Origin of the sequence: uncultured Roseobacter sp. (assembly GCF_947496515.1) — a bacterium.
In the GTDB taxonomy this organism is placed as follows: domain Bacteria; phylum Pseudomonadota; class Alphaproteobacteria; order Rhodobacterales; family Rhodobacteraceae; genus Roseobacter.
In genome coordinates this window covers 48,653-61,249 of the sequence record NZ_CANMDB010000001.1, presented here as the reverse complement: position 1 = coordinate 61,249, position 12,597 = coordinate 48,653, and the positions used below count along the sequence as shown (strand labels likewise).

At 65.2% G+C, this 12,597-nt stretch carries 13 protein-coding genes; 4 read left to right on the top strand and 9 right to left on the bottom strand.

All coding sequences use genetic code 11. The annotated features are described in order from the left end of the window. Positions 1–4 precede the first annotated feature (4 nt). Both Q1A53_RS00340 and gluQRS read left to right on the top strand, forming a co-directional pair. Positions 5–616: a methyltransferase domain-containing protein gene (locus Q1A53_RS00340; RefSeq protein ID WP_299961845.1), complete on the top strand. Its 612-nt coding sequence runs from the start codon at positions 5–7 to the stop codon at positions 614–616. Further along, positions 613–1,494, top strand: a complete 882-nt coding sequence (gene gluQRS / locus Q1A53_RS00335) for a tRNA glutamyl-Q(34) synthetase GluQRS (RefSeq protein WP_299961843.1) — start codon at positions 613–615, stop codon at positions 1,492–1,494. Before Q1A53_RS00340 ends, gluQRS begins: the two co-directional genes overlap by 4 nt. Here the strand turns inward: gluQRS and hisI are convergent. Then, positions 1,464–1,835 carry a phosphoribosyl-AMP cyclohydrolase gene (gene hisI / locus Q1A53_RS00330; RefSeq protein WP_299961841.1) on the bottom strand — a complete coding sequence of 124 codons (372 nt, stop codon included), beginning with the start codon at positions 1,833–1,835 and terminating at the stop codon, positions 1,464–1,466. The genes gluQRS and hisI overlap by 31 nt on opposite strands. 77 nt (positions 1,836–1,912) lie before the next feature. Between hisI and Q1A53_RS00325 the strand changes: the two genes are divergently transcribed. After that, complete coding sequence (locus Q1A53_RS00325) at positions 1,913–2,365, top strand: iron-sulfur cluster assembly scaffold protein (protein WP_299961839.1); 453 nt, start codon at positions 1,913–1,915, stop codon at positions 2,363–2,365. A 205-nt stretch (positions 2,366–2,570) separates the two neighbouring features. On the opposite strand, the gene Q1A53_RS00320 is transcribed toward Q1A53_RS00325, so the two are convergent. The 5 genes from Q1A53_RS00320 to Q1A53_RS00300 form a co-directional block, all read right to left on the bottom strand. Then, positions 2,571–2,699 (bottom strand): hypothetical protein, encoded by a 129-nt coding sequence (locus Q1A53_RS00320; protein WP_299961837.1) that lies wholly within the window; start codon positions 2,697–2,699, stop codon positions 2,571–2,573. Between the two features lie 99 nt (positions 2,700–2,798). Next, the gene (gene recG, locus Q1A53_RS00315) at positions 2,799–4,889 is read right to left on the bottom strand and encodes an ATP-dependent DNA helicase RecG (protein ID WP_299961835.1); all 2,091 of its coding nucleotides are present in this window, start codon (positions 4,887–4,889) and stop codon (positions 2,799–2,801) included. Continuing rightward, on the bottom strand, positions 4,886–7,006 hold the full coding sequence (ligA, locus tag Q1A53_RS00310) for an NAD-dependent DNA ligase LigA (protein WP_299961833.1): 2,121 nt from the start codon (positions 7,004–7,006) through the stop codon (positions 4,886–4,888). The genes recG and ligA overlap by 4 nt, the downstream gene beginning before the upstream one ends. A 407-nt stretch (positions 7,007–7,413) precedes the next feature. Further along, on the bottom strand, positions 7,414–8,133 hold the full coding sequence (ctrA, locus tag Q1A53_RS00305; RefSeq protein WP_299961831.1) for a response regulator transcription factor CtrA: 720 nt from the start codon (positions 8,131–8,133) through the stop codon (positions 7,414–7,416). A gap of 98 nt (positions 8,134–8,231) precedes the next feature. After that, positions 8,232–8,510 (bottom strand): DUF1153 domain-containing protein, encoded by a 279-nt coding sequence (locus Q1A53_RS00300; protein WP_299961829.1) that lies wholly within the window; start codon positions 8,508–8,510, stop codon positions 8,232–8,234. Positions 8,511–8,633: 123 nt separating this feature from the next. Between Q1A53_RS00300 and mnmA the strand changes: the two genes are divergently transcribed. Next, complete coding sequence (gene mnmA, locus Q1A53_RS00295) at positions 8,634–9,776, top strand: tRNA 2-thiouridine(34) synthase MnmA (protein WP_299961828.1); 1,143 nt, start codon at positions 8,634–8,636, stop codon at positions 9,774–9,776. Between the two features lie 99 nt (positions 9,777–9,875). Here the strand turns inward: mnmA and lpxB are convergent, their stop codons facing one another. From lpxB to lpxA, 3 genes are read right to left on the bottom strand one after another with little or no spacing between them, the layout of a single operon-like run. Continuing rightward, positions 9,876–11,027: a lipid-A-disaccharide synthase gene (gene lpxB, locus Q1A53_RS00290; protein WP_299961826.1), complete on the bottom strand. Its 1,152-nt coding sequence runs from the start codon at positions 11,025–11,027 to the stop codon at positions 9,876–9,878. Then, positions 11,027–11,812, bottom strand: coding sequence for a UDP-2,3-diacylglucosamine diphosphatase LpxI (lpxI, locus tag Q1A53_RS00285; RefSeq protein WP_299961824.1), 786 nt, complete (start codon positions 11,810–11,812; stop codon positions 11,027–11,029). The genes lpxB and lpxI overlap by 1 nt, the downstream gene beginning before the upstream one ends. Beyond that, complete coding sequence (gene lpxA / locus Q1A53_RS00280; protein ID WP_299961822.1) at positions 11,812–12,594, bottom strand: acyl-ACP--UDP-N-acetylglucosamine O-acyltransferase; 783 nt, start codon at positions 12,592–12,594, stop codon at positions 11,812–11,814. The genes lpxI and lpxA overlap by 1 nt, the downstream gene beginning before the upstream one ends. Positions 12,595–12,597: the final 3 nt, after the last annotated feature.

Here is a 12,597-nt window from a genome sequence, read left to right as displayed (position 1 = left end):
CGGGATGGCGGAACCTTACTTGACCCGGGTCTACGGATCCCGACACCCAGACGACACCCGCGCGCTTTACGACGATTGGTCCGATGGCTACGAGGCCGAGGTGCGCGAAAACGGCTATGTGACACCGGGCCGCTGTGCCGAAGCGCTGGCCAAACATGTCCCCGATCTGACCGCACCGGTGCTGGATTTCGGCTGCGGCACGGGGCTGTCGGGGCTGGCGCTGAAACTGGCGGGCTTTGCCGCATTGGACGGCGTCGATATCTCCGAAGAGATGCTGGCCAAGGCGCGGGCCAAGCGGCTCTACCGCGCGCTGGCGCTGCGGGCGCCCGGAGACGGGGTGCCGGATCTGACCGGCTACGCGGCGGTCGCGGCCATCGGCGTGATTGGCGCGGGGGCGGCACCCATGTCGGTTTTCGATGATCTGATGCGCGGGCTGCGCAAGGGCGGATTTCTGGTGCTGTCCCTGAACGATCACGCCCTGGCCGACCGCTGTAACGAGGCGCGCATCTGCGAGTGGACCGACTGCGGCGCGGCGCGGTTGCTGTTCCGGGAACACGGGCCGCACCTGCCCGGGATCAACCTGAAGTCTACCGTCTACGTCCTTGAGAAGATGTGACTTTCCGTACACGCTTTGCACCATCTCCCACAGGGCCGCTGCATCTGGGGCATGCCTATTCGGCCTTGCTGGCCCATGACATGGCGGTGCGGTCGGGTGGCGTCTTTCTGCTGCGGATCGAGGATATCGACCGGAGCCGGGCGCGCGCGCAGTGGGAGGCACAGATCACCGATGATCTGCACTGGCTGGGGGTCCGTTGGCCTGCGCCGGTGCTGAGGCAGTCCGAGCAGATGGCGCGATACGAGGCGGCGCTGGAGACGCTCTGGGCGTGCGGGCTGCTCTATCCCTGCACGTGCAAGCGGCGCGACATTCTGGCCGCCGCGAGCGCGCCGCAGGAGGGGGTGACGTTCGGCCCCGATGGTCCGGTCTATCCGGGCACCTGTCGGCGGCGACCCACCGGTCCAAGGCCCCGCGATGCCGCGCTGCGGCTGAACATGGCGGCGGCGGTGGCGGGGCTGGAGATCGCCTTTGACGAGGAAGGCCCCGCACACCGAGGACGCATCCGGGTGCCGGCGCAGGCGCTGATCGACACGGTTGGTGATGTGGTGCTGGCCCGGCGGGACATGGGCACCTCCTACCATCTGAGCGTGGTGGTGGACGACGCCGCGCAAGGGATCACCCATGTGGTCCGCGGGGAGGATCTGTTCGAGGCGACGCAAATCCATGTGGTGCTGCAGCGCTTGCTGGGGCTGCCGACACCCGCCTATCACCACCACGGGCTGATCCGGGATGAGGCCGGCAAGCGGCTGGCCAAGCGGGACGATGCCCGCGCCATCGCAGCGTTTCGAACGGAAGGGGCCACGCCCGCCGACATTCGCGCGATGGTGGGGCTCGCGCCCTCCGCGGATCACATCGGCTCTGCGATCACCCGTTCCTGATCCGCGGTCACTTCCGTGTAAAAGCAGCTGCGCCGCCCGGTGTGACAGGCAGGACCGACCTGACGGACCAGCATCAAAAGGCAATCTCGGTCACAGTCGAGCCGCATCTCCACCAGTGTCTGACGGTGGCCGCTGGTCTCTCCCTTGACCCAGAACTGCTGCCGCGAGCGGCTCCAGTAGGTGACATTGCCCGAAGCGAGTGTTTGTTCCAAGGAGGCCGCGTTCATCCAGGCCAGCATCAGCACCTCGCCGGTCTCGGCATCCTGGGCGATGGCGGGCAGCAGCCCTGCGTCATTGTAGCGCAAGCTCTGCGGATCGAAGGGGCTGGGCGCTGTGGACATGGCAAAAACCCTTTTGCATCTGGGACAAGCGGACTTATGTATTGAAACCGGGACAAACGAAAGGCCGGGAGGGTGCCATGTCTGGCGAAACCGATCTGATCAAGCTTTACTCCGCGCGGATCCTCGCGTTGGCGGCGGATGTGCCGCATCACGCACGGCTGGCGGCGCCGATGGCCACGGTCAAGAAACGCTCGCCCCTGTGCGGCTCGGCGGTGACGGTGGATCTGAGCGTCGAGGACGGGCGGGTCAGTGCCTTTGGTCAGGACGTCAAGGCCTGCGCTCTGGGTCAGGCGGCGGCTGCCGTGACCGGCGGTGCCGTCATCGGACGCAGCCTGGCGGAACTGGAAGAGGCCCGGGACCAGCTGCGCGAGATGCTGAAGGCGGACGGGCCGGTTCCCCCCGCGCCCTTTGACGGGTTCGAGGTGCTGGAGCCCGCGCGCGGCTACAAGAACCGCCATGCCTCCATCCTGCTGAGCATCGAAGCCAGCTGCGAGGCGATGACACAGGCCCTTCAGGCCGACTGCGCCTGAGCGCCCGCCTTTTCCGACCGGACAAAAAAACGCCGCACGTCCCATGAGAGACGGCGGCGTGAGGTATGCGTCTGTCGCGTGGGGATCCCGTTTGTGAGCAACCGCAGGGGAAACCCCTGAGGAGACCGGGCACAGGCAGTGTGCGTCTCCGATGCCGGGTGGAAGATCCCGGCAAGGTTACGGGCCGCGACGGCGCAGGCAGAAATCAGACGATGGCGCTGACGTTCAGGGCGATCAGCAACATCAGGACGAGCGCGGCAGCACCGGCGATGTCCTGGAGCAAGGTCGGCTGGGCCCGTGTGGCCGCTGATTTGATCTGTGCAAGAACATCCATGATCACCCTCCTGTATGTTGCTACTTTGTTCTCATATCGAAAGCGATTCGTAAAGAACTTATTAAGAACATTCGGGGTCGAGGGGGTATCGGTGCGGAGTCACCCGACAGAAATCAGGCGAATGGCCTCATCCTGCCGCATCATCCACAGGAGCAGACGTGCCGCCTCGCCGCGCGGGCTTTGCAGGCCCGGATCGTCGGCCAGCAGGCGGCGCGCGTCGCTTTGGGCGATGGCCATGAGGCCCGCTTGCCGCTCCAGATCGGCAACCCGGAACCTTGGCAGACCCGATTGCGCGGTGCCGATCAGATCACCCGCGCCGCGCATCTGCAGATCCGTCTCCGCGATGCGAAAGCCGTCTTCAGTCTCGCGCATCACTTCGAGCCGCTTGCGCCCGGTCTCGGACAGCGGCGGCTGAAACAGGAGCAGACAGGTGGAGGCGCCGGTCCCCCGCCCGACCCTGCCGCGCATCTGGTGCAGCTGTGCCAGACCGAAGGATTCCGCCCGCTCGATCACCATGATCGTGGCGTTGGGCACGTCCACGCCCACCTCGATCACGGTGGTGGCCACCAGCACCTTGGTCTCACCGGCGGTGAAACCCCCCATGGCGGCGTCTTTCTCTGCTGCAGGCATCTGGCCGTGCATGAGCCCCACCGTGCCTTCGCCCAGGGCGGCGCGCAGGTGTTTGAACCGCGCCTCGGCCGCGGAAAGATCGGAATGTTCGCTGGTGTCGACCAGAGGGCAGACCCAGTAGCATTGCCGCCCGTCGGCGGTGGCAGCGCGCAGCCGGTCCACGACCTCTTCCAGCCGGTCGGTGCTGATCATCGCCGTGGTGATCGGCTGGCGCCCGGGCGGCTTTTCGTCGAGCACGGAGACATCCATATCGCCGTAATGCGCCAGCGAGAGTGAGCGGGGGATCGGCGTGGCGGTCATCACCAGAATGTCGACCGCCTGCCCCTTGCGCCCGAGTGCCAGCCGCTGGCGCACGCCGAAACGGTGCTGCTCGTCGATGATGGCGAGGCGCAGATCGGCAAATTCGACATCCGCCTGAAAGACGGCGTGGGTGCCGACGAGGACCTGGATTGCACCCTTGGCCAGCGCCTCGGTCTTGGCGCGGCGCTCCGCACCCTTGTCGCGGCCTGTGAGGATCTCCAGCACGACGCCTGCCTCCTCCGCCAGAGGGCGGAGGGCCGCGAAATGTTGCCGGGCGAGGATTTCCGTGGGCGCCATCAGCACCCCCTGCCCGCCCGCTTCCACCGCCCGCAGGAGCGCCATGAACCCCACCAGCGTCTTGCCCGCGCCCACATCCCCCTGCAGCAGCCGGTTCATCCGCGCGGGTGCTGCCATATCGGCGTTGATCTCGGCAATGGCGCGGGATTGCGCAGCGGTCGGGCTGTAGGGCAAACGCGCGCGCACCCGGTCCTGCAGCGCACCGTCGCCTGTCGTGGCGCGACCGGGCTGGCGCCGGGCACGCGCGCGGGCCAGGGCGAGCGTCAGCTGATGCGCGAACAACTCGTCATAGGCAAGCCGCTCGCGGGCGGGGGACGTCGGGAGCAGATCACCAGGGTTGGCGGGGCTGTGCGCCTTGGTGGCGGCCCCGGTGAAATCAGGCCAGCCTGCCTGCGCCTGTTGCGCGGGATCAATCCATTCAGGGAAAGGCGGCATCAGCGCGAGCGCCGACTGCGCGGCCTTTGTCATGGTCTTCTGGGTCACACCGGCGGTGAGCGGGTAGACAGGCTCGAACACGGGGATGCTGTCCGCCTCGGCCTCCGGCAGAATGTGATCGGGGTGGACCATCTGGGCCGTGCCATCGAAGAACTCCAGCTTGCCGGAGACGATGCGGCGGCTGCCCGGAGGGTGCGCCTTTTCCCAGTAGTCGCCGCGCGCGTGGAAGAACACCAGCTGAAACGCGGTCTGCGCATCGGTGACCTGAATGCGGTAGGCGCCGCCCTTGGTCCGGGGCGGATAATGCGGCCCGATCTCGACCGCGACGGTCACGGTGGCGGGCGGTGTGCTGTCCTTGATGCTGTCGCGGCGCTGTCGGTCGATGCCGGTGTGCGGCAGGGTAAAGAGCAGATCGCGCGGCGCCTCAATGCCCAGACCGCCCATGTGCTGCGCGGTCTTGGGCCCCACGCCCTGCAGCGTCTGGAGCTCCGCAAAGAGCGGCCAGAGCGCCTCGGGCCGCCCGCTCATGCGCCGTCGATCAGCGCCAGCCAGCCGTCCTCGTCCAGCGTTTCGATGCCGAGATCGGCGGCTTTCCTGGCCTTTGAACCCGCCCCCGGCCCCGCGACCAGCAGATCGGTCTTGGCGGAAACGGAGCCCGCCACCTTGGCCCCCAGCCGCTCGGCGCGCGCCTTGGCCTCGGCCCGGGTCATCCGCTCCAACGTGCCGGTGAAGACGACGGTCTTGCCTGCCACGGGGCTGCTGGCGGTGTCGGGGCGGCTGACCGGCAGGATGTCCAGAGCCTTGACCAGCCGGTCGATGGAGGCGCGTTCAGCCTCTTGCGCCAGGGTCTGGACGAGCGAGCCTGCCATCACGGCGCCCACACCGTCGATGTCGATCAGCTCCTGCCAGTCCGCGCCGGTCTCATCCCGCGCGCCGCGCATGGCAGCATCGAAGGTGTCCCAGTCGCCGTAATGCAGCGCGATGGACTTCGAGGCGGCCTCGCCCACGTGGCGGATGCCCAGCGAAAAGATGAGCCGCGGCAGCGAAATTCTGCGCTTTTCCGCGATGGCCGCAAAGAGGTTCTTGGCGGATTTCTCGCCCCAGCCCTCGCGGTTTTTCAGCTGGCGGGGGCCGGATCCGTAGGTGGCCTCAAGATCGAAAATGTCTGCGGGCTCCCTGATCCAGCCGTCGGCGTGGAACTGTTCCACCTGTTTGGCGCCAAGGCCTTCGATGTCAAAGGCGGCGCGCGAGACGAAATGCTTGAGCTTTTCCACCGCCTGCGCGGGGCAGATCAGACCGCCGGTACAGCGGCGCACCGCATCGCCAGGTTCGCGCCGCGCCTCGCTGCCGCATTGGGGGCAACGGTCCGGGAAGACATATTCTTCAGTGTCGGAGGGGCGTTTGCTCAGATCCACATCGGCCACCTTCGGGATCACGTCACCCGCGCGGTAGACCTGCACCCAGTCGCCTTTGCGGATGTCCTTGCCGCCCCGGATCTCTGCCCCCTTGCTGTCGCGGCCGGCGATATAGTCTTCGTTGTGCAGGGTCGCGCTGGAGACGACGACGCCGCCGACGGTCACCGGATGCAGCCGCGCTACCGGCGACAGGGCACCGGTGCGCCCGACCTGAATGTCGATGTCTTCGAGCCGGGTCCAGGCCAGTTCGGCGGGAAATTTGTGGGCGATGGCCCAGCGAGGCGTGGTGCTGCGAAACCCCAGACGTTCCTGCAGCGCGAGGTCGTTGACCTTGTAGACCACGCCGTCGATGTCGTAGCCCAGCGTGGCGCGGCTCTCCTCGATCCGGGCATAGTGGGCGAGCAGATCTGCGGGGCTGTCGCACAGGCGGGTCAGCGGATTGGTGGCAAAGCCCAGCTCCGCCAGCCAATCGATTGCCCCCATCTGTGTCTGCGCCAGCGGGTCGGAGAGCGCGCCCCAGGCGTAGGCGAAAAAGCGCAACGGGCGGGCACGGGTGATGCTGGCGTCAAGCTGGCGCAGCGACCCCGCGGCGGCGTTGCGCGGGTTGGCAAAGCGCTTTGCCCCGTTGGCTTCCTGCGTTTCGTTCAGGGTCTCGAAATCGGGATGCGACATGTAGACTTCCCCGCGCACCTCCAGCAGCTGCGGCGCGCCTGTTATGCGGGTCGGAATGTCGTCGATGGTGCGGGCGTTGGCGGTGACGTTTTCGCCGGTGGTGCCATCGCCGCGGGTGGCTGCCTGAACGAGCGCGCCGCCCTCGTAGCGCAGCGACAGGGACAGACCGTCGATCTTGGGTTCGGCGGTGTAGGGGAGCGGCTCTTCGGCGGGGACCCCGAGATAGCGGCGGATGCGCTGGTCGAAATCGGTAATGTCCTCCGCGTCGAACGCATTGGAGAGCGACAGCATCGCAACGGCGTGTTCGACCTTGGCAAACCCGTCGGCGGGTGCGGCGCCCACCTGATCGGAAGGGCTGTCGGTGTGTTTCAGGTGCGGGAAACGCCCCTCAATCCCGATGAGCCGCCGCTTGAGCGCATCGTAGTCCGCATCGCTCAGCGTCGGGTCATCGGCAGCGTGATAGGCGGTGTTGGCCGCCCCGATAATCCCGGTGAGACGCGCCAGTTCGGCCTCGGCCTCCGCTTCGGTCAATCCCTCGATCGGCTTGTCGGACGCCATGACCCGGCCCCTCTCTTTCGCTTAACCGGTTAGATATGCCTGCGGTCCTGCGAGGTCCAGTTGATTTGCCGCGAAGCGTATATGGGCTGGTGGGATCGGGTGAGGATTGGCCCGAGCCTTTGAACGAACGACAGGTGACCTCATACGAGGGCAAGTCCAACGGATTTTCCGTCGCGAGCGCGTTTCTCCATTCCGGCGATCTGCAGGACGAGAGGGACAATGGCCCAAAGGCTTTTTGCTACCGGCGCATTCGGGGAGTGCTGTCATGAAAAAATCCGCCAGCATCAGCTGACGGATTTTCCTGTTTGTGACCTGTATGTTTATCCTGCCGCTCTGGTGCACACTCACCAGAAAGATCGTTCGCCTTTCCAACACGGGAGCCTAGGCCCCGACTGCGACCGCGCCGATCAGGCGCCGACGGCCAACCGCTGTGGATCGTCCGCGTGGTTGGGTTCGGGATCGCGCAGCACGTAGCCACGGCCCCAGACTGTCTCAATATAGTTTTCGCCGCCTGTTGCAGTGCTCAGTTTCTTGCGCAGCTTGCAGATGAAGACGTCGATGATCTTGAGTTCGGGCTCATCCATGCCGCCGTAGAGATGGTTGAGAAACATCTCCTTTGTCAGGGTCGTGCCCTTGCGCAGAGAGAGCAGTTCCAGCATCTGATATTCCTTACCGGTCAGATGCACGGGCTTGTTGTCCGCGCTGACCGTCTTGGCATCGAGATTGACCGAGATCAGGCCAGTGTTGATCACCGACTGAGAATGCCCCTTGGACCGGCGAATGATCGCATGGATACGTGCGACCAGTTCTTCGCGGTGGAACGGCTTGGTCAGATAATCATCGGCCCCGAAACCGAAACCCTTGATCTTGTTCTCCGTATCATCGGCACCCGACAGGATCAGGATCGGTGTTTCGATCCGTGACAGCCGCAACTGCCGCAGCACCTCATGCCCATTCATGTCCGGCAAATCGAGGTCCAGCAGGATAAGATCATAATCGTATAGCTTGGCCAGATCGATCCCTTCTTCACCAAGATCTGTCGCATAAACGTTCAGGTTGGCGTGTGTCAGCATCAGTTCGATGCTTTTAGAGGTCGTGGGATCGTCTTCCACAAGCAGTACGCGCATGATTATCTCCGCATCGGGTGAGTGTGCTCTGTCTCGTTAACCGTGGACAAAAAAGGTTAATCACACGTTACTATCGAGGAGATTCTTACGTGAACAACTTAGGGTTGTCTATATTTTTGTAACGCTGTGGCCTTGAGAGCATCCTCGCCGTGCTCCGACACAGCCTTCACCCATTCGTGAAATTCGTCTTCACTGATCTGATATCTTTTTAATGCATCGCTCTGACTGATCAGACCATACGCCACGCCCCGCACCACCGCCGCCTTGCGCGACGCGACCCAACGTCTTGTTTTCGCTGGCGGAAGATCGGCTTGCGTCATCACGCTGCCATCGGCCAGCGTCACCGACCTCGGCCCATCCACTTTCTTAAGATACATCACTCATACCCGTACTTGCTTGGTAGGCTTACCTTGACCTCTGCCTCTTAAAGAGCCATGAAGCGCGCGCTTGAGAGTATTTAGGATTTTCCTATATTTCCGTAGATTATGCTGAGCCACCCCATGCCCCTTGACGACAAACCACAGCTGAACTCCCTCGGGATCGCAAAATTACCGGCGCAAACGCGGGTCGTTGTGGCGATGTCGGGCGGAGTCGACAGCTCGGTGGTCGCGGCGATGCTGGCGGATGAAGGCTATGACGTGGTGGGTGTCACGCTGCAGCTTTATGACCATGGCGCCGCGCTGGCCAAGAAAGGCGCCTGCTGTGCCGGACGCGATATTCACGACGCCCGCCGGGTCGCAGAGGCGATGGGATTTCCGCACTACGTCCTTGATTACGAAAACATTTTCAAGGATGCGGTCATTGATGAGTTCGCCGACAGCTATCTGGGTGGGGCGACGCCCGTGCCGTGCATTCGCTGCAACGAGCGGGTCAAGTTCAAGGATCTGCTGGCGATGGCCAAGGATCTGGACGCCGATTGCATGGCCACCGGTCACTATATCCAGCGCAAGACCGGGCCGCTTGGGCCGGAACTGCACACGGCAGGCGATCCCGCGCGCGACCAAAGCTATTTTCTGTTCTCCACGACACCGCAACAGCTTGATTTTCTGCGCTTCCCGCTCGGGCATCTGACCTCCAAGGCGGAGACACGTGCGCTGGCGGCGCGGTATGATCTTGCCGTGGCGGACAAGCCCGACAGTCAGGATATCTGCTTTGTCCCCAATGGCGATTATGCGGCGGTGATCCGCAAACTGCGCCCCGAAGCAGCCGATCCCGGTGACATCGTGCATGCGGACGGCCGCGTGCTGGGGCGCCACGACGGGCTCATTCACTATACCATCGGCCAGCGCCGCGGCCTTGGCATCGGGGGGCTGGCAGAGCCGCTTTACGTGGTCCGCCTCGATCCGGCGACAAAAACGGTCATCGTCGGGCCCAAGGAGATGCTGGCCACACGGACCGTTCCGGTGCGCGAGATCAACTGGCTGGGGGACGCGCCCTTTACCTCGCAGGACAGCTGGTCGCTCGCGGTCAAGGTTCGCTCCACCCGCCCACCGACCGAGGCCATCCTCCGACCGCTGAGCGAGACCGAAGCCACGGTCGAACTCATCACCCCGGAAGAAGGTGTCTCCCCCGGTCAGGCCTGTGTGTTCTACGCACCCGAGGGCAGCCGGATTTTCGGCGGCGGCTGGATCCACAAGGGCTGAGCCGGGCCGGTTGACCACAAGGTCAACCGCGGCGGGGCCCGTCAGGGACCCGCCCTCCATGGCGTCAGGCGCAGCCTGGCCTTGTCAAAAAAGCCCGCGTTACAGGCGGGCGAGCACGGCACGGGCGGCGCGCAAACCCGGTGCCTCACCACCCTCGCCAAGGCGCTGCATGGTCAGCTCCATCGCCGCGCGTTGAGCCTGCGGCTCGGCCATCACCTTCAACAGCCCCGCGCCGATGGCCCGGGGCTGACAGGCCGGTCCCAGAAATTCCGGCACCACACGTGTCTCCGACACCAGATTGACCAGCGTGACCGTATCGATCAGCGCCATGGCACGGATGATCCGAAAGCTCAGCCAATGCATCCGGTAGGCCACCACCATCGGCGTCCGGGCCGCCGCCAGTTCCAACGAGACGGTGCCGGAGGCCGCCAGTGCCACATCCGCGGCAGAAAACGCCGCCCGCTTTTCCAGCGCGGCGGGTTCTGCCTCCTGCGCGCGCGGATCCAGAACCTGTGCCTTGACGGGCCAACCCGCAACCGCCTGCTGCACCAGATCAGCCACCGGGGCCGCTGCCGGGACCACCACACGCAGATCCGGATGCCGGGCCAGCACCGGCGCAATCGCCTCGCCGAAGATCGCACCGAGACGGCTGACCTCGCCGCGACGCGAGCCGGGCAGCACCAGCAACAGCGGTGCCGTGCCAATCCCGTGCCGCGCGCGGAAGGCCCGGGCCTCGTCGGCGGTGGCCTGCGGCTCCGCCACCACCGGGTGGCCCACGAAATCACAGACCATCCCGTCGACGGTCATCAGCGGCGGCTCGAACGGAAAAAGCGCCAGGACATGGTCGATCATCCGCGCCATCTTGCGCGCGCGACCCGGCCGCCAGGCCCAGACCGTCGGTGCCACGTAGTGAACCGTGCGCACGTCGCTGCTGGCCTTAACCCTCTTTGCCACGCGCAGGCTGAAATCCGGGCTGTCGATGGTGATCAGCAGGTCAGGCTGTGCCTCTATCACATCCACCGCCGTCTGGTTGATCCGCGCCATCAGGGCCCGGTACTTGGGCAGGATCTCGGCGATGCCCATGACGCTGAGCTCCGCCATGGGAAAGCGGCTGACGAGCCCTTGGGCCTGCATCTCCGTCCCGCCGATCCCGTCAAAGCTGATCTCCGGCACCAACTGCCGCAACCCGGCCATAAGTGCCGCCCCCAAACGGTCGCCGGATGGCTCGCCCGCGATGATAAAGACGCGCATCAGCCCTCAGCCCAGAGCACCAGCCCCGCCGCATCCGCCGCTGCAACAACGGCCTGTCGGTCCAGCACGATCACGGAGCCTGCCTCGATCACCAGACCGGCGAGGCCCGCCTCCGCCACGGCGCGCAGCGTGTCCGGCCCGATGGTGGGCAGATCGACGCGCCGGTCCTGGCCTGCCTTGGCCGATTTGATCAAGAGCGCGCGCGCCTGCGCCACGCCCGCAGGCAGCGTGGCAAGCATGTGATCGGTGCCACCAATGCTCTCGATCCCCCAGATCAGCCCGCAGCCCACGACACACCCCTGCCCTACGTCGAGCGGTGCCAGTGCTGCCAGGAGCGTGCGGCCACGTACCAGATCCGCGCGCATTTGCGCATCAGGCTGAGCGGTGCTGAGCACGCCTTCTTCAACCAGCAGATCCGGTGCCAGACCATGGGCTGCCACGATCTCGAATCCCTTGTCCTCGAAAATGCCCATGACGGCCCGCAGGGCCGCGTCATCCCCACCTGCCATCGCGGCCATCATCTGCGGCACCAACGGCAGTGTCGCCGCATCAATCATCGCGGGATCCACGGCAGGCCGCTCAATCGCGCCGCAAAAGCAGACCTGACGCACACCGCGCGCCTTGAGGGTTTCCAGAAAACTGCCCAGATGTTCGAGACGAAAGACGAGATCCGCCGCAAGCCGCTCGGGTGCGAAGCCCTCCAGCACACATATGAGCGGCATCTCGGGCAGTGCGGCCGCGACACGCTCGGGCAAGCCGCCCCGGCCACAGACCAGCGCCAGCATCAGCGCGGAGTCAGGAAATGGCGATCACTGTCGGCGATGACGAAATCAACGATCTCGCGCACGTAATCGCTGGTGGTTTCGTCCGCGAGCCTGCGCGCGCGGCTCTGAAAGGTGCCCTCGCCCTGGGCCAGCATCTGAAAGGCCGCCCGCAGCGCGGTGATGTCGGAACGGGCCACGCCGCGCCGCTTGAGGCCCACGAGGTTCAGACCGTCGAGCTCTCCCCGCGGGGCCTGAACAAGCCCGTGGGGGATCACATCGTTGGTGACCATCGTCACCGCCCCGATGATGGCCCCCCGTCCGATGCGGACGAACTGGTGTACGCCGGACAGACCGCCGACGATCACCTCGTCCTCCAGAATGCAATGCCCGGCGATCGCCACGGAATTCACGATTACACAGCGGTTGCCGATCACCGCATCATGCGCGATGTGGCAGCCCGCCATAAAGAGATTGTCATCCCCGATGCGCGTCACGCCGCCGCCACCTTCGGTGCCGCAGTTCATGGTTACATGCTCGCGGATGCGGTTGCGCGCGCCGATGATCAGCTGCGTTGCCTCGCCCTTGAACTTCAGGTCCTGCGGGATCTCGCCGATGACCGCGAAAGGAAAGATCACCGTGCCGGCACCAACCTGCGTCTGACCGGTGACGACCACGTGGCTTTTCAGCTCCACATCTGCCGCCAGAGAGACATTGGGACCCACGACACAGAACGGACCCACGCGTGCGGAGGGGTCAATCTGCGCGCCGTCCTCGATCACCGCACTGGGATGAATACCCGCCATGCG